The organism is Pseudomonas sp. GQ91 (assembly GCF_059758795.1).
The window spans coordinates 251,968-275,584 of the sequence record NZ_JCAXED010000009.1 but is presented as its reverse complement, the minus strand read 5'-3'; the positions used below and the strand labels follow the sequence as shown (position 1 = coordinate 275,584).

The following is a 23,617-nucleotide window of genomic DNA, read 5'->3' as shown; positions in this document are numbered from 1 at the left end:
AGATATAATTCGCCGTCAACCGTTAATTCCACTTTTCTATCGAAACCGGCTGAACGCTGCCTGCATAGAAAGAAATCAACCCGAATTGAGCAGTATATTGCTCAAATCAAGTGAGTTGAGCATCATAGTCGTCTTGCTTCTTTATATGACCCCGGACAGATACCCAAATGAACACCTCATCGCGAAGCATGGCCTCGGCGCTTTTCCCTGTCGGCTTGTTGCTGATTGCCATGGCTTCCATACAGTCAGGCGCATCCCTGGCCAAGAGCATGTTTCCTATCGTTGGAGCCCAAGGCACCACCACCCTGCGCCTGGTTTTCGCCAGCCTCATCATGCTGCTTCTATTGCGCCCATGGCGTGCAAAGCTCACCGCCAGCTCTTTGCGCACGGTCATCGTCTACGGGATGGCACTGGGCGGCATGAATTTCCTCTTCTATATGTCCTTGCGCAGCGTTCCCTTGGGTATTGCGGTTGCACTTGAATTCACCGGCCCGCTGGCCGTCGCCATCTATGCTTCACGGCGTGCGGTGGATTTTCTCTGGATAGCCTTGGCCATCATCGGCCTACTGCTGTTAATACCGGTCGGAGAAACCAGCAAAGGCATTGACCTGACAGGTGCCGCCTATGCATTAGGCGCAGGCATCTGCTGGGCACTTTATATTCTGTTTGGGCAGAAAGCCGGGGCGGATAACGGCGTCCAGACGGCCGCCCTCGGCGTGATGATCGCCGCTTTATTTGTCGCACCTATCGGAATAGTTCACGCCGGCTCCGCACTGCTGACGCCTTCTCTGATTCCGATCGCCATCGGCGTCGCGATTCTCTCCACCGCCCTCCCCTACACCCTTGAGATGGTTGCACTGACTCGCTTGCCCGCGCGCACGTTCGGCACGTTGATGAGTATCGAACCCGCGTTCGGCGCTTTATCCGGGCTGTTTTTCCTTCAGGAATACCTGTCCCTGGCGCAATGGCTCGCCATCGCCTGCATTATCCTGGCCTCCGTGGGCGCAACCTTGTCCATACGCAACGAATCAACGCCATTGGTCGCGGCAGATTGATTCCGGATTTAACGTAGCTCTGGCATTTGCCGCTCAATTAGGCCATGTTTAGTCTGTAACTCAGTGCCAGTCATGGAAATTTTCGAATAGGGACATCCAAGAACGCTGCATTCGTGAGCGAGCAAAGCCAGCGGTGCGTCCAGACGCGGCCAGGCTATTAAGGATGGTAATGAAGCGAATTTTGATAATGCTTGTCGTGGTCGCCCTTGCCGGTTGCGCCGCGACCACCAAGACAGAAGTTAAGCGCGGAAAGAAAGGGTTGCATATCAACTGTTCTGGCCTGTCCTCCTCCTGGGGCAAGTGCTACACCAGTGCAGCCAACTCGTGCGGCAAGAAAGGCTACAAGGTCATTGCAAAGTCGGGAGACGACTCGGAAGAGCCCGGGGATTATCCTTTCGGCCTGAATCCCGCCGGCTACACCAGCCGCAGCATGATCGTCATCTGCAAATAGCCTGAGTGCAGGCTCAGTGATCGGCCATTCGCCGACTGAGCTCCTGATAACTGGATGAAAGCACCTGCGACTGTACGTGCGGGTCGACCATCATCCTGGCAACTACCAACGCCCCAACGCATTGGGACAGAATCGCCCACGCCAGGCTTTCACTCTCGAGAGTACGCGCCCAGTTGGCATGCAACCGACAGATCCATGTCTGCGCGTGTTCGCGCACTGCGACATCCGATCGCGCTATCTCCGCCCCCATGCTCGGCAAGGCACAACCGCTTTCTGCCTGCTCCACATGGGCCATGCTCAAGTAGAACTTCAGGCAACGGTCCAGCCGCTCGCGGTTTTGCGCGTCCCCCGCCCCCAACCGCTCCAGGCTCTGGCTTAACTCACGCTCGACGATTGAGCCGAACAACTCGTCCTTGGAAGAAAAGTGGCTGTAGAAAGCCCCGCCACTCAACCCTATGGCTTTCATCAAGCCATCCACGCCGACATTCGCGAACCCCTCCTTCTTCGCAAGGGCTGCGCTGCTCTGCAAAAGCTTTTCTCTGGTTTGTTGTTTATGACTGACGGAATAACGCATCACCTTCCTCTCGACTTCGCAACCTTGACGCCCAATGGATCATAGCATAACGTTCGTTTAGCTAACGATCGTTTAACAAAGGGTTGAAGCAATGACTGACAATAAGAAGATCGTATTGGTCGTCGGTGCTGGTGATGCTACCGGCGGAGCAATAGCCAAGCGTTTTGCCAGCGAAGGTTATGTCGCCTGTGTCACCCGGCGCAGCGCCGATAAGCTGCAACCATTGGTGGAAAGCATTCAATCCGCTGGCGGCGAGGCCTACGGTTTTGCCTGCGACGCACGCAAGGAAGACCAGGTCATCGCTCTGGTGGAGCAGATTGAAAACGAGCTGGGGCCCATAGAAGTCTTCGTTTTCAACATCGGCGCGAACGTGCCCTGCAGTATCCTGGAGGAAACCGCACGCAAGTATTTCAAGATTTGGGAGATGGCCTGCTTCTCAGGCTTCCTGAATGCCCGGGAAGTGGCAAAACGAATGGTGACTCGCCAACGGGGCACGATTCTATTTACCGGCGCCACCGCAGGACTACGTGGCGCGGCCGGCTTTGCCGCATTCGCCGGCGCCAAACATGGAATACGCGCCCTGGCGCAAAGCATGGCGCGGGAGCTTGGACCCTTGAACATCCATGTGGCCCATGTAGTGGTGGACGGCGCCATCGATACTGATTTCATCCGCGATAACTTCCCGCAAAAATACGCCCTCAAGGATCAAGACGGCATTCTTGATCCCAAACACATCGCGGATAGCTATTGGTACCTGCACAGTCAGCCACGGGATACCTGGACCTTCGAGCTGGATCTGCGGCCCTGGAATGAACCTTGGTAAACCCGTCTCCACTAATAATAAGCAGCGAGCCGCAACCATGCATAAAACCCTGGAGTTCTTTTTCGATCTCGGCAGCCCCGCCACTTACCTGGCCTACACCCAGCTTCCTGGAATCTGCGCTGAAACCGGCAGCCAATTGGTGTATCAACCCATGCTGCTGGGAGGCGTGTTCAAAGCCACTGGCAATGCCTCTCCTGTCACCATCCCGGCCAAGGGCCGCTACATGCTTCAAGATCTGGAACGCTACGCACGGCGTTACGGTGTCCCCCTCAAGTTCAATCAGCACTTTCCTATCAACACCTTGATGCTGATGCGAGCGGTCACCAGCATTCAGTTGCACCAGCCGAAGCGTTTTCTCGACTTTATCGACTGCCTGTTCCAAGCGATCTGGGTCGATGGGCGCCACCTCGGCGATCCCGCCGTGGTGGCTGAAGTCCTTACCGGACATGGTTTCGATCCTGTCCAGGTACTGGAGTTGAGCAATGCCGAAGACGTGAAAGCTGCCCTCAGGGAAAACACCGAACAGGCCATCCGACGCGGCGTATTCGGTGCCCCCAGCCTGTTTGTGGGCGACCAGTTGTTCTTCGGCCAGGATCGCCTGGACTTCGTACGCGAAGCCCTGCTCTAGATGATCATCTGGCAGCAACGGGTCCTGCCCCTGCTGCCGGCCTTCATACCGGTGCCGTGCGCACCTGCAACCATTCCAGCGCCGCGCCACTGAGCAATGGACTCAAACGCTCCCGTACTTGAGCGTGGTAGTCGTTGAGCCACTGCACTTCTTCACCTGTCAGCAACGAGGGCAGCAGACAACGGGTATCAATCGGGCACAACGTCAAGGTTTCGAACTTGAGGAACTCACCGAACTCGGTCTTGCCGGCTTCAAGGTTCATCGCCAGGTTTTCGATACGTACACCCCAGCGACCCGGCCGATAGGTCCCTGGCTCGATGGAAGTAATCATCCCGGGCTGCATGGCCGTCTGCGGCGCCGCGACTGCCTGATAGGCAATCACTTGCGGACCTTCATGCACATTGAGGAAATAACCGACGCCGTGACCGGTGCCGTGTCCGTAATCCACCCCTTGCGCCCAGATCGGCGCACGGGCGATAGCGTCCAGCAAGGGCGAGAGGATGCCTTTGGGGAAATGCGCCCGGGACAGTGCAATCACACCCTTGAGCACCCGCGTGCAATCGCGCTTCTGCTCATCGCTCGGCGTGCCAATCGGCACCATCCGCGTGATATCGGTGGTCCCCCCCAGATACTGGCCGCCTGAGTCGATCAGCAGCAAGCCATCGCCTTCGATCACTGCATGCTCTGCTTGCGTCGCGTGATAATGCGGCATCGCACCATTGGCATTGAACGCCGCAATGGTGTTGAAGCTCAACGACACATAACCCGGGCGACGCGCACGTGCAGCGGTCAGGTGCTCATCGATGGTCAATTCCGTAATCCGTTGGCGCCCCAAAGCCCCCTCGAACCAGGCGAAGAACTCACACAACGCAGCGCCATCCTGCTCCATGGCCTGGCGAATGTGTTCCGCGTCCGCCAGGCTTTTGCGGGATTTGGCCAATGTAGTCGGGTTGAGCCCCTCGACCCATTTGACGCCACTGGCCAGGTTATTCAACAAGCCCGCGGTGACTCGCGCGGGGTCGACTTGCAGACTGTCGCCAACAGGCACGTCACGCAAGGCGGCGGCAATTTCGCTGTAGTCACGCAGTGTCACGCCATCCTGTTCGAGTATGCCGCGCAACTCGGCATCGACTTTACCCAGCGCCACAAACAGCGTCGCCTGCCGTTGGCTGATCAAGGCAAAGGAGACAAATACCGGGTTGAACGACACATCGGCCCCGCGCAGGTTGAACAACCAGGCGATGTCATCCAGGGTCGCGATGAAATGCCAGTCCGCGCCCTTTTCCTTCAGGCTTTTACGCAGATCCGCGAGCTTTTCCGTCCGGCTGATGGTGGCGTGGGGAGGCAAGTGCTGATAGATCGGCTGGTTCGGCAATGCCGGACGGTCTTGCCAGGCTTCATTCAGCAGATCGATATCGGTGCGCAGGCGAGCGCCGCGCGCTTCCAGCTTGCTGCTCAAAGTACGTGCGGACGCCACGGCCATCACCGCGCCATCGACCGCTACAACGCCACCTTCCGGAGTTTGCTCCCCCAGCCACTCCAATGGCCCAGGTTGACCCGGTTGCAGCTTCACCAACTCGATGCCGCTGCCTGCAAGTTCCTTCGTCGCTTGCTCCCAATAACGACTGTCTGCCCAAACCCCTGCGAAATCGGCAGTGACAATCAACGTTCCCACCGAACCATGAAAGCCCGACAACCACTGGCGCCCCTGCCAATAACCCGGCAAGTATTCGGACAGGTGCGGATCAGCCGAGGGAACCAGCAAGGCATGAATCCCTTCCCGACTCATCAACTCGCGGATACGCGCCATGCGCTGGGGGACCGTTCCATGGGTCAAAGACTGCGTACTCATTATGTCTCCTGCTAACCACTCATCATTATTATGTGCTGCGGATGACCTGTTCACACCGCCCAAAAGGCCGGCGCGCTGGTCAGCGCAGTTCTGATCAACTGCACAGCCTGATCGATATCCTGCTCGGTGGTAAAGCGTCCCAGACTCAAACGGATGGTACGCGCTGCGCTGCGCGCGTCATGACCCAAGGCCTGGAGCACGTGGGAGGGCGTGTTGCTCGCCGAGTTGCACGCGGAGGTGGCCGAAAAGGCAATCCCGGCACTCAGCGCCGCCGCATTGAACTCACCTTCGTTGAAGGTCAGGCTCAACGTATGCGGGATACGCTGAGTGGCGCTGCCGTTAAGGCGCACGCCGGGGATGCCGTCCAGTTGTTCAAGCAAGCGCTCGCGCAGGGCCACAATGACCGCCGACTCTTCAGCGAAGGACTCGGCGGCCAGCGCAAAAGCGCTGCCCATGCCAGCAATCTGATGGGTCGCCAAGGTACCGGAGCGCAGCCCGCCTTCATGACCGCCACCGTGAATCTGCGCCAAGACCTTTTGCTGCGCCCGCGGCCCGACATACAACGCACCGATGCCTTTCGGGCCGTAAAGCTTGTGTGCTGAAAACGACATCAAGTCGACGGGCCAGCGCGCCAGGTCAATGGCCACCTTGCCCGCCCCTTGCGCTGCGTCCACATGGAATAACGCACCGTGTTCACGGACCCGCGCACCGATGGCGGGAATGTCGTTAAGCGTGCCCAGTTCGTTGTTGACCAGCATCAGCGACACCAGAAAAGTGTCGTCTCGCAACGCCTCGCTGAGCGCCTCTACACTGATCAAGCCTTCTGCGTCGGGGACCAGATAAGTGACCGCAATACCGGCTTCCTGCAACTGGCGAGCGGTATCGAGGGTCGCCTTGTGCTCGATCTGGCTGGTAATCACATGCCCGCCCGTCATGCCACGCGCCTGGGCCACGCCCTTGATCGCAAGATTGTTGGATTCGGTTGCGCCAGACGTCCAGACGATCTGTTCAGCCTGGGCGCCGACCAGATGTGCCACTTGGCGCCGCGCCTGCTCGACCGTTTGCCGAGCCTGCTGGCCGAACGCATGGGAGCTGGATGCCGGGTTACCGAAGTTGGCGTTGAAACCCAGGCAATCGATCATGACCTGAATGACCCGCTCATCCACCGGTGTGGTGGCGGCGTAATCGAAATACAGCGGACGTTTATTCATGGCGTTGAGTCTCGCAGAGCATGTTCCCGAGATTTGTATCCCAGGGGCCGCGACCAGTGTAGAAATATCTCAGATTTAACTGATCGCGCGCCGTTAAAGGAAGACGACTTTATTTAAAAGTGCGTAGGAACGCTCCTGGAATTCAGCTTAACAGGCTCGGCGAAAAGGTTGGAAAACAAAAAAGCCCGAAGTTCCAACGAGGAACTTCGGGCTCGGCGACGCCGCAGGCCTTGATCAGCTGGGACGGCCCTGCAACGTCACACTGCGCTCGGCGTTCATCTCTCCCTGGCGATCAAAACCAAAAGGCTTCTGCGGCTGGGCGGTCAGTTGCGCCTTTTTCTGTTGATATTCGTCAAACGACAAGCCACGACGGTTCAGCGCCTCCATCGCCAACTGCCGGCTTTCTTCTGCGGTGTATGGCCGCAATTCAGGAGCAGGATGCGTCGCGCAACCGGCGAGGACAGAGGTGACAAGCAACAACGAAATGGCGAGTATACGGTTCATGATGGAGGTCCTGCGAAGCCTGCTGAAGTCAATGAACACAGGCTACTCCCGCCCTCGCGCAGGGAAAAATCATCCTCCGTGATAGTCGCTATCAGCAATCTCGGCGCGTGTAAGGCGCACAGGTGTTAGCGCTATCGATACAGTGTGCAATGCAAAGCGTTGTCATGGCTTCGCTCAATGCTACGCAGCACCTGGAATGAACCGAAGGTCACGGCAGTCGCCTGATGGGCGCGGATCAACATCCAGAAACTCTCCCCTTGCTGTTCAAAACGCTTGAACGCCGCGTCCCCCTCTTCACGGGACATCCAATGCAGGTAATTGAGCACCCGCCGCCCGTCATCACTGACTTGCACACTGGCGCTGAGAAAACCCTGATGCTCGAGGGCCAGACGCTCAGTCTGCTCGGACAGCGCCAGTACCAGCGCGGACTGCTGGCTGGGTTCTATGTGAAATTCGATCAATTGGGTAAAGCCACGACTTTTCGCTGATTCCTGCATGAAAACTCCCCATTCACCGTAAGTGAAATCTTGCGATCCAATATCACGCAGGGTAAAACCTCTAGTTAAGTAAAGGTCAAGCATTTTTCGGGAGGCGCTCATGATTGCCAAGGAACTTACCGTCGGCCAATTGGCAGCACGCAGTGGCGTGACGGTCACCGCCCTGCACTTCTATGAATCCAAGGGATTGATCAAAAGCAATCGCAATGCCGGAAACCAGCGGCGCTATCCACGTGACGTGCTCCGTCGGGTGGTGGTGATCAAGATTGCACAGCGCCTGGGGATTCCCCTGGCCAGTATCCACGAAACCCTGAAAACCTTGCCCGATGGCCGGACGCCCACCGCTGCGGATTGGGAGCGCTTGTCGGCGCAGTGGCGTGAAGATCTGGATGAGCGCATCAACAAGCTGTTGCTGCTGCGGGACAAGCTCACGGGCTGTATCGGTTGCGGGTGTCTGTCACTGGAGGCGTGCCCACTGCGCAATCAGGATGATCAGTTGGGCGAGCACGGGCCCGGGGCGCAGTTGCTGGAACCCGGCAAAAGCTGACGGTCGTCGGTTGCCAGGAAGCGGCCAGGCCCGTGACCTATAGTGAAAAGACCGGAAAACCGGCGCCCTCCACAACAACAATCAAGGAGAACGAAATGAGCGTTAAACCCATCCCCGAGGGCTATCACAGCCTCACGCCTTACCTGGGCATCGACAAAGCCGCTGAAGCCATCGAGTTCTACACAAAAGCCTTCGACGCCAAGCAGATCATGCGCCTGGACATGCCCGACGGGAAGGTCGGTCACGCTGAACTGCGCATTGGCGACTCGGCAATCATGTTGGCCTCGCCCTGTGACGAAATGGCTTTCGGCAGTCCTGGACAAGAACCCGTCAGCGTCGGGTTGCACCTGTATGTCAATGATGTGGACACGCAATTCAAGCAAGCGATCGCGGCTGGAGGCACGGTAATTTCCGAGCCGAAGGATCAGTTTTACGGCGACCGCTCCGGAACGTTGAGAGATCCGTTCGGGCACGTCTGGTTCCTCGCCACGCACCAAGAGGACCTGACAGAACAAGAGGTGCGCCAGCGCGCCGACGCGCTGTTCAAGCCAACAGCACCAGACGCATAAGGCGACCGGTCATCTTTCCCTGCAGGAACTGTCGAGACAGCACCTCGTCAGCTCCTGCTGCTGTGTTTAGCGGCCTGGCGCACGGCCAGCGTCCGTAAATGCGTATCTGAAACATTTACTTTCATTTATCGCTTAGGGTTTTTCGTTTCTCATCCGTCTTAACTTAGATACAGCCCGTCGCGTAAGCAAAAGCTACGACTGGCCTTTCCCGGGCCTGCACTGCCCCTCCCGCTCAAGATCCTCATTAACATGTCAAAGAAGTCACGCTCCAAACTCTGGTTTCTTGTACATAGCTGGCTGGCGTTGCCCATCTGGTTCTTCGTACTGATCGTCTGCGTTACCGGCACCCTCGCGGTCGTCAGCCAGGAAATCGTCTGGCTGGCCAACCCCGAAATGCGTGCCAGCAAACCGTCGGACGATGCCCAGCCGCTGAGCTATGACCAGATCATCGCCGCCATCCATCGCGCCGAACCCAAGGCCATCGTCGAATCCCTGAGGCGCCCGGACGAATCGCACTTCGCCCTCGCCGTCGATATCAGCTACCCCGACGGTCGGTCGGTAGCGGTATACGTCAACCCTTACACCGGGGTGATTCAGGGCATCAGCCCGTCGTTCAACTTTCAAGCCTTCACCCGCGCCCTTCACGGTTGGTGGCTGGTTCCGTTCACGAACGGCTATAGCTGGGGTTGGTACCTGGTGTCGTTCCTCGGGTTACCGATGCTCGCCTCGCTGGTCACCGGCCTGGTGGTCTACAAGCGTTTCTGGAAAGGTTTCTTCAGACCCACCTTGCGCTTCAACCACGGGGCGCGGATTTTCTGGGGGGATTTCCACCGCCTGAGCGGCATTTGGTCGATCTGGTTTATTGCGGTCATTTCGATCACCGGGACCTGGTTCATGATCCAGGCCATCCTGGGGGACAACCAGATCACTATCTCCAGCCAGCCGGTGGTTCCGGTCATTGCCCGGGACAAAGTGCCGCTGTCCAGCCCCGGCGTGCCGGCGCCCATGATCGGGCTGGACGCTGCGATCGAAATTGCCACCCAGCGTATTCCCGGGCTTGAGGTCAACTTCGTCAGTCTGCCGAGCAACGCTTATAGCCATCTGGCCGTCGGCGGGCGCGGTTGGTACCCGTTGATGTTCCAGACCGCCGAAATCAATCCCTACAGTGGAGAGATTGCTGCCTCGCACCTGCTTTCCGACCGCTCGGGCCTTGAGTTCGTGACCGAGTCCATGCGTCCGCTGCACACCGGTGACTTTGGCGGGCTGTGGGTCAAATTGATCTGGTTCTTCTTCGGCCTGTTGTTGAGCATGATGGTCTTGAGCGGCCTACTGATCTGGAGCAAGCGCACGGCCCTGGCCACCCTGCATGCGCTCAAGCGCAGCGCCAAGGCACCTCGCAACACCGCTGCGCCTCAAGCCATCGCCGTCATGCAGGCTGAAACCTCGGAGGGCAAATAGATGAGCAAGGCCACCGCCGTTCAACCGCCCTCACCCCTGCGTGCCTTTTGGCTTAAATGGCGTTTCCATATCAATATCCTGCTGTTGCTGATTCCGCTGGGGTTCATGCCCAAGTATTTTGCCGACGTCGCGTTGTTTCGCGGTGACAGCGGCCTGGGCGAACGCGAAGTCGGTGAGGTGCAGGTCGGTCCGTGGAGCATCAAGCTGGCCGAGCTGCGTAATGAGGGGCCGAGACCGGATCCGGCGGGCCCCATGAAATTCTTCAGCGCAGCCCTGTGCGACACCTGCGGCGACCAGGTCAAAGCCACCTACCTGCGTATCGGCAAGCCGCGCAGCCTGCGCGCTGCCGGGGTGATTTTCTTCGGCACCGCCTACCGCATGGGCGCGGCCCTGCCGATTCCCGCACGCACCTCGCCCGATGCCGAACTGTGGATCACCATGGAAGGCTGGGACGGCAGCATGCAACAGGCTTCCATTCCCTTGAGCCAGGCCTCGCCTGCCACCATCGCCTGGCTGAACAAGCAAGGAGTTAAACCATGACTTTCACGCACCTGACCCGCGCCTGCGCCGCGCTGATCCTCTGCACAGGCGTCAGCACCTACGCCCTGGCCCACAACCCAATGTGTGAATGCAAGGAAATCCCCGGCGAGCAGATCCAATGCACCGGCGGCTTTTCCGACGGCAGTGGGGCGCCCGGCGTGACCCTGGATGTGATCGGCTACGACGAAACCATCCTGGTGCCCGGCAAACTGCGCGAGGACTCGACATTGACCTTCAAGAAACCTTCCGCCGAGTTCTACGTGTTGTTTGATGCCGGCCCTGGCCACGTTGTCGAGATCGACCAAGCGGATATCCAGCCCCAATGACCGTCGCCACCCGAGGAAGTACGCACATCGTCCGGCCGGCTGGAGCCGGTCACGAAACGCTCTATGTCCTGCTGCTCTGCCTGATCATCCTGGCGGTTGCCGGCACGGTGGTGGCCTTGCATGGCGAAACCGAAGAAGTCCAGGCCGTGGCCAGCCACCAACTGGACGCCCGCCGCGACCTGAGCGCGGGCGAGCAAGGCATCTATGCCGATCTGCGGGTGACCCTGGATGAAATTCAATTGCTCCAGCAGGAACAAAACGCCTTGCCGACACCCGCGCAACTGGCTGAGGACGGGTTCGCGCCCTTCGCCCAGGACGCCAGTTCGATCAGCCGTGGCGGCCATCACTGGCAATTGCTGGAGCCTTCGACCTACCTGGGTTTGAGTCAGGCGGTGGAAACCAGCGGCTCCCTGTTGATGCGCGTGAGCGGTGCCGAGCCGGACATCTGGCTCAATCGTCGCGCCAACCTCGCCGCTCCCAGCGACCTTAGCGACCAGGCATTGATCGATGCCGGCTGGCAGCAGGTCGTGGCGCAGTTCGACGCCGGCGTCACCCGCCAGCATCGCCACTGAATTCATGCTGTATCCGAGAGAAGACCGAGTCCCCATGTCCATTTTATCTCCCTTGTTACGCCTCCTGCTGGTCGGCCTGATCAGCATTGTGCTGGTACCCCTGGCCAACGCCGAGGCGGGCAAACGCTTGCGTATCGGCATCACCCTGCATCCGTACTACAGTTATGTGGCGAATATCGTCGGCGACAAGGCCGAGGTGGTGCCGCTGATTCCGGCCGGGTTCAACCCCCACGCCTACGAACCGCGCGCCGAAGACATCAAGCGTATCGGCACGCTGGACGTGATCGTACTCAATGGCGTCGGCCATGATGATTTTGCCGACCGCATGATCGCCACCAGCGAGCGCCCGGCTATCCCGGTGATTGAAGCCAACGCCAACGTGCCCCTGCTCGCGGCCACCGGCAATGCCGCCCGTGGCGCCGGCAAGGTGGTCAACCCACACACCTTCCTGTCGATCAGTGCGTCCATCGCCCAGGTCAACAACATTGCCCGGGAGTTGGGCAAGATCGACCCGGACAACGCCAAGGCCTATACCCAGAACGCCCGCGCCTATGGCAAGCGCCTGCGCCAGATGCGTGCCGCTGCCCTGGCCAAGCTCACCAGCGCACCGAACCCCGACCTGCGAGTAGCCACCGTACACTCTGCCTATGACTACCTGCTGCGCGAGTTTGGCCTGGAAGTCACTGCAGTGGTGGAACCGGCCCACGGCATCGAACCAAGTCCGAGCCAATTGAAGAAGACCATCGACCAGCTACGTGAACTGGACGTCAAAGTGATCTTCTCGGAAATAGACTTTCCGTCCAGCTACGTCGATACCATCCAGCGTGAATCCGGGGTCAAGCTCTACCCGCTGTCGCATATTTCCTACGGTGAATACAGCGCTGAAAAGTACGAACAGGAAATGACCGGCAACCTCGACACGGTGGTCCGCGCGATCCAGGAGTCCGGGGCATGACGGCGGCCGAACTCCTTGGCATCGGCCCGACGATTGATTTCAACGAGGTCTCGTTGACACTCGGGCGCACCGCGATCCTCGAAGCGGTAAGTTTCCAGGTCCAGCCGGGCAGTATTCACGCGTTGGTTGGCCCCAACGGCGGTGGCAAAAGCTCGCTGATCAAGACCCTGCTGGGGCAAACCCCGCACCAGGGTCAACTCAGCCTGCATTGGCCGGATGCGCCAGGCACCATCGGCTACGTGCCCCAGGCGCTGGAGTTCGACCGAGGTCTACCGATCACGGTCGATGATTTCATGGCAGCCATGTGCCAGCGTCGCCCGGCCTTTCTTGGCTTGTCCCGGCACTACGCCGCCGCGATTGGCGAAGCCTTGGAGCGCGTTGGCATGCAGGACAAGCGCAAACGCCGCATGGGCGCGTTGTCCGGCGGCGAACGGCAACGGGTGCTGTTGGCTCAGGGCCTGATTCCAGCGCCCCAGTTGCTGGTGCTTGATGAGCCGATGTCTGCCCTCGACGAGGCCGGGATCCAGGTATTCGAACGCTTGCTCCACGACTGGCGCCAGACCGGCATCACCGTGCTGTGGATCGAGCACGACCTGGAAGCCGTCGCGCGCCTGGCGGATCGGGTGACCGGCTTGAATCGCCGCGTACTGTTCGATGCCACGCCCAAGCAAGCGTTGACCCCGGATCGCTTGCTGACGCTGTTTTCCACGCACCCACGGAGCACGGCCCAATGAGCTACGAAGCCTTCCGCTTGATGGTCCAGGGCTGGGCCTCCTCCGGGTATCTACCGGAAGCCCTGGCCTACGGTTTTGTGGTCAACGCGTTGCTCGCGGGTTTATTGATCGGCCCGGTGCTGGGCGGCTTGGGCACGCTGGTGGTGGTCAAGCGCTTTGCGTTCTTTTCCGAAGCGGTCGGCCATGCCGCGCTGACCGGGGTGGCCGTCGGCATTCTGCTGGGAGAACCCTATACCGGGCCCTATGGCAGCCTGTTCGGTTACTGCCTGCTGTTCGGCATCCTGCTCAATTACCTGCGCAACCGCACCGGCCTGGCCCCCGATACGCTGATCGGGGTTTTCCTCTCGGTGTCGCTGGCATTGGGCGCGAGCCTGCTGCTGATCCTCGCGGGCAAGATCAATGTGCACATCCTGGAGAACGTGTTGTTCGGCTCGGTGCTGACCGTCAATGGCAATGACTTGCTGGTGCTGGCGATTGTCGGCTCGCTGGTGATGGCCCTGGCATTGCCACTGTACAACCGCATCATGCTCGCCAGCTTCAACCCGCAACTGGCCGCGGTGCGTGGCGTCGCGGTGAAGACCCTGGATTATCTGTTCGTGATCCTGGTGACACTGATCACCGTGGCCGCGGTGAAGGTCATCGGTGCGATCCTGGTGGGCGCCCTGTTGGTGATCCCGGCTGCTGCCGCGCGCTTGTTGAGCCAGTCGCTCAAGGGCTTTTTCTGGATCTCGGTGGTGATTGCCACCCTCAGCACGTTGTGCGGAATCCTACTGCCGATCATCTTTGACCTGCCCATTCCGTCCGGTGCCGCGATCATTCTGGTTGCCGGTATCGCCTTCGCCCTCGCCGCCATTGCGCGCGGTACTCTCCCCAGCCTGAAAGGGAACCTCGGATAATGCACGCTGCTCTTCGCCCCCTGGCCCTGACCATCGCTTGCCTGATCAGCACTCCGCTGCTGGCAGGCGACAGTTTCAAACCGCTGCCGATCACCGGCAACCAAGGCGTTGGCCACGCCGCCCTGTCCAAGGCCAAGTCGGTCAAGCCGGTGAAAGTCCTGGCGGCCTTGCCGGTGACTTACGGGCTGGCCGAACAACTGCTCAAAGGCACCGAGGTCAGACTTGAACGCGCGGCGCCCGCCAAATTGCCCGGTTCACGCCAGACCTCCTACTTCACCGGGCGCGGCGCGCCCGCCTTGCACGCCCTGGCGCTGGATGCCGACGCCGCCATCGGCCTGCGGTCGATCTGGCCGGACGACCCGCTTTACCCGGTTTCACGTCGCAGCAACATCCGCATCGTTGAAGTCGACGCCGCGCGGCCGGTGGATGGCGGCCTGCCGGGGATCGCCCTGCAACCTGGCGCTGTCGATGGCCTCAACAGCCAGCCTTGGCAGTCGAGCAACAACCTGGGACGCATGGCGGATGTAATGGCTGCCGACCTGTCACGCCTGGCACCCGATGCCAAGGTGCAGATCGATAGCAACCTGGCGCACCTCAAGCAGCGCTTACTCAAGCTCAACGCAGACAGCGAGGCGCGCTTGGCCGAGGCCGAGAACCTGAGCGTAGTCAGCTTGAGCGATCATTTCGGGTATTTGGTCAGCGGGCTGAATCTGGAGTTGGTGAGCACCGATCCACGGCCCGATACCGAATGGACCCCTGATGCCTTGAAGGCACTGACTGACAATTTGAAGGACAACGACGTGGCGTTGGTGCTGCACCATCACCAGCCGGCCGAGGCGGTGAAATCGGCGATCAGCGCGAGCGGCGCCACACTGCTGGTATTGGGTACCGACGGCGCGGACCCGGTGGCGGAGCTGGAGGGGAATGTGAATCAACTGATCGAGGCCTTGACCTTGTAGGAGCGAGCTTGCTCGCGAAAAACCTCGACGATAACGCGTGCATTCTGGATAAACGCGGCGTCTTTGAGCTCTTCGCGAGCAAGCTCGCTCCTACAGGTACCTCATTCGCTTAATTGATCGGTGCCTTTGTTTGCAGCCTTTGATCAGCCCGCCACCACTTGACCGTCCATCTTCTGGCGCAAGCTCAGCGGGCGCATGTCGGTCCACACCTCTTCGATGTAGGCCAGGCAGTCTTTCTTCATCCCGCTTTTCCCCACGGTGCGCCAACCTTCCGGTACAGCCTTATAGTCAGGCCAGATGGAATACTGCTCTTCATGGTTGACCACTACTTGGAACAGGATGTCTTCGCGGTCGAATACTGAGGTCATTACGGTTCTCCGTCACTCAAAGGCTGGCCGCGCACCACGCACGGCACTGATGTAGTAGGAACGTACAAGGTCTGTGGAAAATTAGAGGCTGGCCACCGCTGCCGCCAAGGCGCGACCAAAGATCTGCGCAACCTGGTCAATCTCCATTGCGCTGATCACCAGGGGCGGCAGGAAGCGCACCACGCCACCATGGCGCCCACCCAGCTCGAGGATCAGTCCGCGCTTCAAGCATTCACGCTGGACCAACGGTGCCAACTGGCGATGCACCGGTGGATGGCCCTGGCTGTCGAGCGTACCGTTGGGGTCCACCAACTCCACGCCCAGCATCAGGCCGCGCCCGCGAACATCACCGAGATGCGGGAAGTCCCGTTGCAAGACACGCAGATGCTCGCCCAGCCGCTCGCCCATGGCTGCCGCGTGGGCTGCCACGTCGTGCGCCTTGAGGTAACGCATCACCGCCGAGCCCGCGGCCATCGCCATTTGATTGCCACGGAAGGTCCCGGCGTGAGCGCCCGGCAGCCAGGTGTCGAGCCAGTCGCGATACACCACCACCGCCAACGGCAGGCTGCCGCCAATGGCTTTGGACAGCACCACCACGTCCGGGACAATGCCCGCATGTTCAAAGGCAAACATCTTGCCGGTACGCGCAAAACCGCTTTGGATTTCATCGACAATCAACGCCACGCCAGCCTGCTCGGTAATCCGTCGCAGGCCACGCAGCCAGTCGAGGTCCGCCGGAATCACACCGCCTTCACCCTGCACCACTTCGACGATCACCGCCGCCGGTAACAGGACACCGGCTTCAGGGTCATTCAGCAGGTTTTCCAGGTAATGCAGGTTGACCTTCACCCCTTGCGCGCCGCCCAAGCCGAAGGGACACCGATAGTCATAAGGGAATGGCAGAAATTGCACGCCATTGCCGAGCAACGCCCCCAAAGGCTTTTTCGGCCCCAGGCTGCCCATCAGGCTCAGCGCCCCCTGGCTCATGCCGTGATAGCCGCCCTGGAACGACAACACAGTGCTGCGTCCGGTGGCGGTTCGCACCAGCTTTAACGCGGCTTCCACCGCATCGGTACCGGTCGGTCCGCAGAACTGGATTTTCGCTTCCCGCGCCAGCGCCTGCGGCAGCAAGCCGAACAGGTCCTGGACGAACTGGTCCTTGACCGGCGTGGTCAGGTCCAGGGTATGCAGGGGCAACTCATCGCACAGCACCTGCTGGATTGCCTCGATGACCACCGGGTGATTATGCCCCAGGGCCAAGGTGCCGGCGCCGGCCAGGCAATCGATGAAACGCCGGCCTTCGACGTCCTCTACATAAATCCCCTTGGCACGCTTGAGCGCCAGGGGAATGCGTCGGGGATAGCTGCGGGCATTGGATTCCTGCTGGCACTGACGGGCCAGCAGCGGAGACTCGTTGAACTCATAGAGTGTTTCGACGGGTGCCGGGGTCGCCGGAACCTGAAAATCTTCGATATGGCTGGTAGCGACTGACATCTCTCGATCCCTCAATACGCTGATAATGACCAAACTGCCCATCCGTTGGCGTCTGGCCCCAAGAGGGCATACGCACGGATTTCCTGTTCTGGAAACGCTTCAGCGGCTTGAGAATTTACACCGTGGATCGTTAAAAACCGGCGAATGCCGCTACTCGGTGGTACAGCGGTACTTTTCATTCAATGCATACAGAATCGCGCAGGTTTCGATGTCCAGTTGTCCGCCATAATCGGCAGGCCGGAAGTGCATCTGAAACGCCCGGACACGTTGCTGGAACGCCTGACGATTTTTCGCCGGCGCGTAGCCGTAGCGCTGGAATGCCCGCTCGATCTCCACTTCCATGGGTAACCCGAGACGAAACCGACGTTGATAGGCGGCTTTGACGGTCTCGTCGAACCAGGCGCCGATACCCGCTTCGAACAGACGCCGCCATGGCAACCGGGGGCCGGGGTCGCTTTTGCGCGCGTAGGCTACATCCGAATGCCCGAGGACGTCCGTGGCACCGATCTGCGGGTAGCGTCGACAAATGTCGCGGAGCAAGGCAATCAGCACTTCGATTTGCTCCGAAGCGTACGCAGCAAAGGTAAAAACCCCACCCTCATCCCGGGCCAAATTGACGATTTCAATGCCGATCGAACGGCTGTTCAGGTTATCCCGTCCCGCCCAATGGCTGGCGCCGGCATGCCACGCGCGTTGGCGCTCACTCACCAGCCGAAACACGCGTAGTTCGTCATAGCCGGCGGCCTGGTAGCTGGCCTCATGCGGGTCGGGGAGCAGGTAGTGCGCGCTGACCCCACGCTGGGTCAGGGTGCGCAGGGATGAAGCAAACGGTGCTGCAGTGTAATGCACGATCACCTGGCGCACAGCTTCGTCATCACGCTCATTAAAATCTTTCGCAGGGTAAGTGGTATCGATGACCAACATGGCGCTGTCCTTTTCAACACAGGCTGAGTCATTCAGCCGGTAAACCTTCAAACCCAAAAAAATACCGCCATCCTTCGGGAGGATGGCGGTATCTATGTGCAGCAGGTGTCGGTGAAGGTTCAGCGCCGCAACGGCATGCCCAAATCAACCCGCAGACCATCCGCCTGGCTGTCGAACGTCAACGAACAGGAGCAACGCTGCACGATCGCCTGCACAATGGCCAGCCCCAGGCCACAACCGGCGCTGTTGCCATTGCGCCAAAAGCGTTGGGTGAGGTTTTGCAGGTCTTCGCTGGAAATCGGCGCGCCATGATCACGCACACGGAACACTACCTGGTCGCCGCTGGTGAACAAGCTCAGCTCCACCCGCGTGTCGTCCGGGGTATGGCGCAAGGCGTTATCCAGCAGATTGCGCAAGGCGGCGACGGCCAGTCCCACCGGCATTTCCACGGGTGTCTCGGGCAAGGTCTCCGGCAGAACCAGGTCAATCCGTCGATTATCCCCGGCATTCGCATCCTGAATGGCCAGGCGTGCCACTTGTTCGGCGCTCGATTGCAAGCCATCGTCAAACGACAGGCTACCTTCGACCCGCGCCAACAACAGCAGCTGTTCAAGGGTGCGATGCAAACGGTCGGCGCCTTCCTCGGCGTGGGCCAGGGACTGGTCGCGAGCCGCCCCCTCGGTCATGCGCGCCACTTGCAGATGGGTCTTGATCGCCGTCAGCGGGCTGCGCAGTTCGTGGGCGGCATCGCCAGTCAGGCGGCGTTCACGCTCAATGGTCTTGGCGATGCGTTGCAATAATTGGTTCTGAGTGTCGAGCAGCGGCTTGAGCTCACTGGGCAACGGATGAATCTGCAACGGTTCGAGTGAATCGGCGCTGCGGCGCCGCAGTGCATCGCGCATCCGGTTGAGCGGCACCAGGCTCTGGCCAATCCCCAGCCACAGCAGGCACAGGCAGCCCAGCAGCGCCACACCCACCGGCACCGACGCCGCCAGCAGGATCGACATATTCAAGGCCTCGCGCTCCACCTGGCGATCAGCCGTGGTGATCAGCAAGTCGCCACGGGCCAGGGTAAAACTGCGCCAACTGGCACCGTCGATGAGCTGATCGCGAAAACCGCTTTGCCGGGACTCCAGCCCCTGATCCGGCGTGCTATGGCTGTGGGCGAGGATTTCGCCCCGCAGCGAACTGACCTGGCACGCCATGCCGCCGGGAACATTCAATTGCTCAGCACCGAAACGCTTGCCCTCGCCCACACTCACCAGGTCCGGCATCTGCTCCATCAACCCGGCCACCATGCGTGCCGACGCCACCAACCGTTGATCCAGGGAAAACATCATCTGTTTACGCAGGTCGTTCAGCATCCAGGCCGCCGCCAGCGTCCAGATCAGCACGAACGCGGCGCCCAGCTTGAACGTCAGCCTCAGACGCAGGCTCATCACGAAGCGTCCTCTCCAGTATCGACGGAGCCAAGGCGATAGCCGAGCCCACGCACGGTCTCGACAATGCCGTTGCCCAGCTTGCGGCGCAGATGGTGGATATGGACGTTCAAGGCATTGCTTTCCAGTTCGTCGTTGAAACCGTAGACGCTGTCCTTGAGCTGCTCGCTGGACAGCACCCGCCCCTTGTTATGCAGCAGCGCTTGCAACAGCGCCTGCTCGCGGCGGGACAAGTCCACCGGCTGGCCACCCAGCAAGGTTTCCCGACTGCTGGGATTGTAGGTCAGCCGGCCGTGTTCGATCAGATTGACACTGCGCCCGGCGACCCGGCGCAGCAAGGTTTGCAGACGCGCAGCGAGTTCGCGCAGGTCGAAGGGCTTGAGCAGGTAATCGTCGGCCCCGGCTTGCAGCCCATCGACCCGGTTGGTCACCGAGTCCCGCGCCGTGAGAATCAACACGGGAATCTCCAGGCCCGCGCTGCGCTGTTGCTGCAACAGCTTGAGGCCGTCTTCATCCGGCAGGCCAAGGTCGAGCACCATGATGTCAAACTCGGCCGCCTTGAGCATCGCCCGGGCCGCCGCCGCCGTGCCGACGCGCTCGACCGTGAAGCCCTGGGCGCCGAGGCCGGCAACGATGCCGCTGGCGATCAGTTCGTCGTCTTCACAGACCAGTACGTGCATGGTGAACCCTTCGCAAAAGTGCTGATTTAAAGGATGACGGATTAAGCGCGCATTATGCCGTTAAAAGAGGCACGCTCAGATAATCCCTACACCTTAGAATAGCCCGGTTAATCATCGGTTAATCAGCGCCACACATTGTGTGCCCCACTTGCATCGAACTAAGGCTTGACCATGCGGCATCTGTTTATCTTTCTGCTGGTGTTGTTCACTGGATTGGCCCAGGCCGCGCCTGGCAATAATCCTTTCGAAACCAAACCCGATTTCCTCCCGGTGGGTAAAGCCTTTGTCTTTACCTCCGAACGCCTGGCGTCCGGCGAAACCCAGCTGTATTGGCAGATTGCCGATGGCTACTACCTGTACCAACAGCGCATGAAGTTCGATGGCCTGGCCCAGAAGCCGGTGTTGCCTGAAGGCGAAGCCCATAGCGATGAGTTCTTTGGCGAGCAGCAAGTGTATCGCCAGGGCCTTGAAGTGAAGATTCCCGCGGGCGCCACCGGCCAGCTCAAGCTGGGTTGGCAGGGCTGCGCGGATGCGGGGCTGTGCTATCCGCCGCAGTCGATCACGGTCGACCTGGGTGGCAATCCGGCCGTCGCCGCCACCGCCCAGGCGCAGGATCAAAGCCTGGCGAGCGGCCTGCAACAACGCAGCCTCGGCTGGAGCCTGCTGGTGTTCTTTGGCCTGGGGCTGCTGCTGGCCTTTGCGCCCTGTTCATTGCCGATGCTGCCGATCCTCGCCGGGTTGGTGGTCGGCAGCGGCGCCAGCCCGCGACGCGGCTTTGCCCTGGCCGCCAGCTATGTAGTGTGCATGGCCCTGGTATACGCCAGCCTCGGTGTGTTGGCGGCGCTATTGGGCGGCAACCTCGCCGCCTGGTTGCAGACGCCGTGGATCCTCGGCAGTTTCGCCGCGCTGTTTGTGATCCTCGCGTTGCCGATGTTCGGTTTCTTCGAGTTGCAATTGCCGGCGTTCCTGCGTGATCGCCTCGACAATGTGAGCCGCCAGCAAAGCGGTGGCAGCCTGGTCGGCGCCGGCGTGCTCGGGGCGCTGTCCGGCCTGCTGGTGGGGCCGTGCATGACCGCGCCACTCGCCGGCGCCTTGCTGTACATCGCCCAAAGCGGCAACGCAGTGCACGGCGGACTGATCCTGTTTGCCATGGGCATCGGTATCGGCGTGCCGCTGTTGCTGCTGGTCACCGTGGGCAATCGCTTCCTGCCCAAGCCAGGTACCTGGATGAATGTGCTCAAGGGCATCTTCGGTTTCCTGTTCCTCGCCACCGCCGTGCTGATGATTCGCCCGGTGGTCGGTGAAAGCCTGTGGCTCGGCCTGTGGGGCGTGCTGGCGCTGGTCATGGCCTATTGCGGCTGGGGCCTGGCGCGTGAATATGGACTTGCGGCCAAGGTCATCGGCGCAGGTTCCCTGGTGCTCGGGCTGTGGGGCGTCGTATTGGTGGTGGGTGCGGCCGGTGGCAGCGATGATCTGTGGCAACCGTTGAAGGTCTACAGCGGATCGCAGATCAGCAGCGCACCGACCGCCCACGATGCGTTCCTCACCCTCAATGACCCGACGCAGCTGCAAAGCCAGCTCGACAGCGCCAAGGCCCAAGGCCAATGGGTGCTGCTGGACTACTACGCTGACTGGTGCGTGTCCTGCAAGATCATGGAAAAACAGGTGTTCGGCAAACCTGAAGTGATGGACGCGCTCAAGGACGTGCGCCTGCTGCGCCTGGACGTCACCGCCGACACTGCAGCCAGCCGTGAATTGCTGGGACGCTACAAAGTGCCGGGCCCACCGAGCTTCGTCTGGATCGGTCCGGACGGTGAGGAACGCCGCGCCCAGCGCATCACCGGCGAAGTGGACGCCGAGGCCTTCCTGCAACGCTGGACCCAGACCCGGGACGCCCTCTGATGCTGACGCTGACCATTGGCACCTTTGCCATCGCACTGAACCACTTGCTGCTGATCAGCGCACTGATCCTCGCCACGCTGGTGGGCTGGCGAGTGGCCAAGCGCGGCGGCGAGAACCCCGAATCGGTGCTGTTCAGCCTGTTTCTGCTGGGCATGCTCAGTGCGCGGATCAGCTTCGTCCTGATGTATTGGGCCTATTACCGCGACGACCCGCTGCAAATCGTCGACCTGCGCGACGGCGGTTTCCTTGCCTGGCCCGGCGTCATCGCGCTGCTGCTCGGTGCAACGCTTTGGGGCTGGCGTCGCCCGCCCCTGCGCAAGCCGTTGAGCGCAGGTGTCATCGCGGGCCTGGCCTTCTGGGCGATGGCCAGCTTTTCCTTGAATATCTACGAAAAAGGCACGCGTCTGCCGGAGATAACCCTGCGCACTGCCAGTGGCGAAACCGTACAACTGACTGACTACCAAGGCGGTCCCTTGGTGATCAACCTGTGGGCCACTTGGTGCCCGCCGTGCCGACGCGAAATGCCGGTACTGGAAAATGCTCAGAAGCAGCGGCCCGACGTGACCTTTCTGTTCGTCAACCAGGCTGAAAGCATGCAAAGCGTCAGCACCTACCTGGCGACCCAGGGCCTGAACCTGGACAACGTGCTGTTCGATGCCAGCGGCCACCTCGGCCAAGCCGTCGGTTCGATGGCCTTGCCCACCACCCTCTTCTATCAAGCCGATGGACGCCTGATCAACAGCCACCTCGGTGAGTTATCCCAGGCCAGCCTGGCCCGCGCCATGGAATATTTCGACCCCACGGACACAACCGCTGCCAAGCCAGCCTCCACAAGGAAACCGTTATGCCCCGCCTCCGCCACCTGCTGACCCTGTTGCCGCTGACCCTGGCCGCCACCCTCGCTCACGCCGAAGAATGGCCAGCACCGATCCAACAGATCGAAGCCAAGGGCGCCAAGATCATCGGCAGTTTCGATGCTCCCGGCGGCCTCAAGGGCTACGCAGCGCAATACCAGAACCGCGGCATGGCGCTGTACCTGACCGCCGACGGCCAGCACGTCATCGCCGGCAATCTGTACGACGCCAAGGGCAATGACCTGAGCAGCGCGCCCCTGGAAAAACTGGTGTACGCGCCAATGGCCAAGGAAATCTGGGCCAAGATGGAACAGAGCAGTTGGATCCAGGACGGCGACAAACAGGCTCCGCGCACCGTCTACCTGTTCAGCGACCCGAATTGCCCGTACTGCAACATGTTCTGGGAACAGGCACGCCCGTGGGTGAACGCCGGCAAGGTGCAGTTGCGACACATCATGGTCGGGATTATTCGCGAAGACAGCCCCGGCAAATCGGCGGCGCTGCTGGCCAGCAAAGACCCGGCAACGGCCCTGCAAGAGCATGAGGCCGCCGGTAAAGGCAGCCAGCTCAAGGCACTGAATACAATACCCGCCGAGGTCCAGGCCAAACTCGATGCCAATATGCAGTTGATGGATGAGCTGGAGTTGTCAGCCACACCGGCGATTTTCTATCTGGATGACAAGGGGCAATTGCAGCAACAGCAAGGCGCGCCGTCGCCGGATAAGTTGGTGAAGATATTGGGGCCTAAGTAGTCAAAAAAAATGCTCCTGCCAATGGCAGGAGCATTCATCATCGAAGGAAAACA

27 protein-coding genes are annotated in these 23,617 nt (G+C 60.4%); 17 read left to right on the top strand and 10 right to left on the bottom strand.

The window, feature by feature from the left end; all coding sequences use genetic code 11:
• The first annotated feature begins 167 nt into the window (after positions 1-167).
• Together rhtA and AC6CIA_RS15995 are read left to right on the top strand one after the other, a co-directional pair.
• On the top strand, positions 168-1,055 hold the full coding sequence (gene rhtA / locus AC6CIA_RS16000; protein ID WP_498313356.1) for a threonine/homoserine exporter RhtA: 888 nt from the start codon (positions 168-170) through the stop codon (positions 1,053-1,055).
• Between the two features lie 169 nt (positions 1,056-1,224).
• Complete coding sequence (locus tag AC6CIA_RS15995) at positions 1,225-1,506, top strand: hypothetical protein (RefSeq protein WP_084378265.1); 282 nt, start codon at positions 1,225-1,227, stop codon at positions 1,504-1,506.
• Positions 1,507-1,519: 13 nt separating this feature from the next.
• Here the strand turns inward: AC6CIA_RS15995 and AC6CIA_RS15990 are convergent, their stop codons facing one another.
• Positions 1,520-2,080, bottom strand: a complete 561-nt coding sequence (locus AC6CIA_RS15990) for a TetR/AcrR family transcriptional regulator (RefSeq protein ID WP_498313354.1) — start codon at positions 2,078-2,080, stop codon at positions 1,520-1,522.
• A gap of 91 nt (positions 2,081-2,171) precedes the next feature.
• Here AC6CIA_RS15990 and AC6CIA_RS15985 point away from each other — a divergent pair, with 91 nt between their 5' ends.
• Entirely contained in the window at positions 2,172-2,903 is a 732-nt protein-coding gene (locus AC6CIA_RS15985; RefSeq protein ID WP_498313353.1) for an SDR family oxidoreductase, read from the top strand.
• A 37-nt stretch (positions 2,904-2,940) separates the two neighbouring features.
• Positions 2,941-3,531: a 2-hydroxychromene-2-carboxylate isomerase gene (locus AC6CIA_RS15980; protein ID WP_498313351.1), complete on the top strand. Its 591-nt coding sequence runs from the start codon at positions 2,941-2,943 to the stop codon at positions 3,529-3,531.
• A 43-nt stretch (positions 3,532-3,574) separates the two neighbouring features.
• On the opposite strand, the gene AC6CIA_RS15975 is transcribed toward AC6CIA_RS15980, so the two are convergent.
• The 4 genes from AC6CIA_RS15975 to AC6CIA_RS15960 form a co-directional block, all read right to left on the bottom strand.
• Positions 3,575-5,383 carry an aminopeptidase P family protein gene (locus AC6CIA_RS15975; RefSeq protein WP_498313349.1) on the bottom strand — a complete coding sequence of 603 codons (1,809 nt, stop codon included), beginning with the start codon at positions 5,381-5,383 and terminating at the stop codon, positions 3,575-3,577.
• A 50-nt stretch (positions 5,384-5,433) separates the two neighbouring features.
• Positions 5,434-6,594 (bottom strand): cysteine desulfurase family protein, encoded by a 1,161-nt coding sequence (locus AC6CIA_RS15970; protein WP_498313347.1) that lies wholly within the window; start codon positions 6,592-6,594, stop codon positions 5,434-5,436.
• Positions 6,595-6,828: 234 nt separating this feature from the next.
• The gene (locus AC6CIA_RS15965) at positions 6,829-7,098 is read right to left on the bottom strand and encodes a hypothetical protein (RefSeq protein ID WP_498313345.1); all 270 of its coding nucleotides are present in this window, start codon (positions 7,096-7,098) and stop codon (positions 6,829-6,831) included.
• Positions 7,099-7,229: 131 nt separating this feature from the next.
• Entirely contained in the window at positions 7,230-7,595 is a 366-nt protein-coding gene (locus AC6CIA_RS15960) for an antibiotic biosynthesis monooxygenase (protein WP_498313344.1), read from the bottom strand.
• Positions 7,596-7,695: 100 nt separating this feature from the next.
• On the opposite strand from AC6CIA_RS15960, the gene soxR reads away from it, so the two are divergent.
• The 10 genes from soxR (at position 7,696) to AC6CIA_RS15910 (ending at position 15,151) form a co-directional block, all read left to right on the top strand.
• Positions 7,696-8,142: a redox-sensitive transcriptional activator SoxR gene (gene soxR / locus AC6CIA_RS15955; protein ID WP_498313342.1), complete on the top strand. Its 447-nt coding sequence runs from the start codon at positions 7,696-7,698 to the stop codon at positions 8,140-8,142.
• Between the two features lie 95 nt (positions 8,143-8,237).
• The gene (locus AC6CIA_RS15950) at positions 8,238-8,711 is read left to right on the top strand and encodes a VOC family protein (protein ID WP_339531841.1); all 474 of its coding nucleotides are present in this window, start codon (positions 8,238-8,240) and stop codon (positions 8,709-8,711) included.
• Between the two features lie 249 nt (positions 8,712-8,960).
• Complete coding sequence (locus AC6CIA_RS15945) at positions 8,961-10,169, top strand: PepSY-associated TM helix domain-containing protein (protein WP_498313340.1); 1,209 nt, start codon at positions 8,961-8,963, stop codon at positions 10,167-10,169.
• On the top strand, positions 10,170-10,709 hold the full coding sequence (locus AC6CIA_RS15940; RefSeq protein WP_498313338.1) for a PA2404 family protein: 540 nt from the start codon (positions 10,170-10,172) through the stop codon (positions 10,707-10,709).
• On the top strand, positions 10,706-11,035 hold the full coding sequence (locus AC6CIA_RS15935; protein ID WP_498313336.1) for a hypothetical protein: 330 nt from the start codon (positions 10,706-10,708) through the stop codon (positions 11,033-11,035). Before AC6CIA_RS15940 ends, AC6CIA_RS15935 begins: the two co-directional genes overlap by 4 nt.
• The gene (locus AC6CIA_RS15930) at positions 11,032-11,607 is read left to right on the top strand and encodes a DUF6162 family protein (RefSeq protein ID WP_498313334.1); all 576 of its coding nucleotides are present in this window, start codon (positions 11,032-11,034) and stop codon (positions 11,605-11,607) included. Before AC6CIA_RS15935 ends, AC6CIA_RS15930 begins: the two co-directional genes overlap by 4 nt.
• A gap of 34 nt (positions 11,608-11,641) precedes the next feature.
• Complete coding sequence (locus AC6CIA_RS15925; RefSeq protein WP_498313333.1) at positions 11,642-12,562, top strand: metal ABC transporter substrate-binding protein; 921 nt, start codon at positions 11,642-11,644, stop codon at positions 12,560-12,562.
• Positions 12,559-13,296 (top strand): metal ABC transporter ATP-binding protein, encoded by a 738-nt coding sequence (locus AC6CIA_RS15920; protein ID WP_498313331.1) that lies wholly within the window; start codon positions 12,559-12,561, stop codon positions 13,294-13,296. Before AC6CIA_RS15925 ends, AC6CIA_RS15920 begins: the two co-directional genes overlap by 4 nt.
• Positions 13,293-14,192, top strand: coding sequence for a metal ABC transporter permease (locus AC6CIA_RS15915; protein WP_084378249.1), 900 nt, complete (start codon positions 13,293-13,295; stop codon positions 14,190-14,192). The genes AC6CIA_RS15920 and AC6CIA_RS15915 overlap by 4 nt, the downstream gene beginning before the upstream one ends.
• Positions 14,192-15,151 carry a metal ABC transporter solute-binding protein, Zn/Mn family gene (locus tag AC6CIA_RS15910; RefSeq protein ID WP_498313329.1) on the top strand — a complete coding sequence of 320 codons (960 nt, stop codon included), beginning with the start codon at positions 14,192-14,194 and terminating at the stop codon, positions 15,149-15,151. Before AC6CIA_RS15915 ends, AC6CIA_RS15910 begins: the two co-directional genes overlap by 1 nt.
• 143 nt (positions 15,152-15,294) lie before the next feature.
• On the opposite strand, the gene AC6CIA_RS15905 is transcribed toward AC6CIA_RS15910, so the two are convergent.
• From AC6CIA_RS15905 to AC6CIA_RS15885, 5 genes are all read right to left on the bottom strand, one after another.
• Positions 15,295-15,519 carry an MbtH family protein gene (locus AC6CIA_RS15905; protein ID WP_084378247.1) on the bottom strand — a complete coding sequence of 75 codons (225 nt, stop codon included), beginning with the start codon at positions 15,517-15,519 and terminating at the stop codon, positions 15,295-15,297.
• Positions 15,520-15,600: 81 nt separating this feature from the next.
• On the bottom strand, positions 15,601-17,013 hold the full coding sequence (locus AC6CIA_RS15900; protein WP_498313328.1) for an aspartate aminotransferase family protein: 1,413 nt from the start codon (positions 17,011-17,013) through the stop codon (positions 15,601-15,603).
• A gap of 150 nt (positions 17,014-17,163) precedes the next feature.
• Positions 17,164-17,937 carry an N-acetylmuramoyl-L-alanine amidase gene (locus AC6CIA_RS15895; protein WP_498313326.1) on the bottom strand — a complete coding sequence of 258 codons (774 nt, stop codon included), beginning with the start codon at positions 17,935-17,937 and terminating at the stop codon, positions 17,164-17,166.
• A gap of 119 nt (positions 17,938-18,056) precedes the next feature.
• The gene (locus tag AC6CIA_RS15890; protein WP_498313324.1) at positions 18,057-19,376 is read right to left on the bottom strand and encodes an ATP-binding protein; all 1,320 of its coding nucleotides are present in this window, start codon (positions 19,374-19,376) and stop codon (positions 18,057-18,059) included.
• Entirely contained in the window at positions 19,376-20,056 is a 681-nt protein-coding gene (locus AC6CIA_RS15885; protein ID WP_498313322.1) for a response regulator, read from the bottom strand. The genes AC6CIA_RS15890 and AC6CIA_RS15885 overlap by 1 nt, the downstream gene beginning before the upstream one ends.
• A gap of 171 nt (positions 20,057-20,227) precedes the next feature.
• Here AC6CIA_RS15885 and dsbD point away from each other — a divergent pair, with 171 nt between their 5' ends.
• The 3 genes from dsbD to dsbG are packed head-to-tail and all read left to right on the top strand — an operon-like array spanning position 20,228 to position 23,564.
• Positions 20,228-21,958 carry a protein-disulfide reductase DsbD gene (dsbD, locus tag AC6CIA_RS15880; protein ID WP_498313320.1) on the top strand — a complete coding sequence of 577 codons (1,731 nt, stop codon included), beginning with the start codon at positions 20,228-20,230 and terminating at the stop codon, positions 21,956-21,958.
• Positions 21,958-22,827 (top strand): TlpA family protein disulfide reductase, encoded by an 870-nt coding sequence (locus AC6CIA_RS15875; RefSeq protein ID WP_498313319.1) that lies wholly within the window; start codon positions 21,958-21,960, stop codon positions 22,825-22,827. The genes dsbD and AC6CIA_RS15875 overlap by 1 nt, the downstream gene beginning before the upstream one ends.
• Entirely contained in the window at positions 22,803-23,564 is a 762-nt protein-coding gene (dsbG, locus tag AC6CIA_RS15870; RefSeq protein WP_498313317.1) for a thiol:disulfide interchange protein DsbG, read from the top strand. The genes AC6CIA_RS15875 and dsbG overlap by 25 nt, the downstream gene beginning before the upstream one ends.
• The last annotated feature ends 53 nt before the right edge of the window (positions 23,565-23,617 follow it).